The sequence below is a fragment of the Pseudomonas sp. CGJS7 genome, from assembly GCF_036961695.1.
This window is the reverse complement of the sequence record NZ_JBAMDI010000339.1, coordinates 1-322: the sequence shown is the minus strand read 5'-3', so window position 1 is coordinate 322 and position 322 is coordinate 1. Positions and strand designations below refer to the sequence as shown.

At 64.6% G+C, this 322-nt stretch carries 1 protein-coding gene; it reads right to left on the bottom strand.

Annotation, left to right across the window (positions count from 1 at the left end; all coding sequences use genetic code 11):
• Window positions 1–322, bottom strand: a 322-nt coding sequence (locus V7787_RS52985) for a calcium-binding protein (RefSeq protein ID WP_442965388.1), incomplete at both ends; no start/stop codon positions are given.

Sequence of the window (322 nt, the reverse complement as noted above, 5' to 3'; positions counted from 1 at the left end):
GCGCAAGGTGTCGGCGTACGGGGCCGCGCTGGAGTACGCTCCGTTGTCGTTGATGGTGTCCTGACCGTCGCCCAGATTGAACAGGTAGGTGTCGCCACCGTAGTAACCCGACATCGTGTCGTTGCCGGTGCCGCCTTCGAAGGTGTTGACCACCCACGGGTCGGTGCCCTTCAAGATGTCGTTACCGGCGCCGCCGCGCAGCACATTGGTGCCCGAACCGTCGCTGATGACATCGTCGCCGTCGCCGCCTTCCAGCACGTCGTTGCCGCTGCCGCCTTCGATCGTGTCGTTGCCCAAGCCGCCGAACACCTTGTCGTTGCCT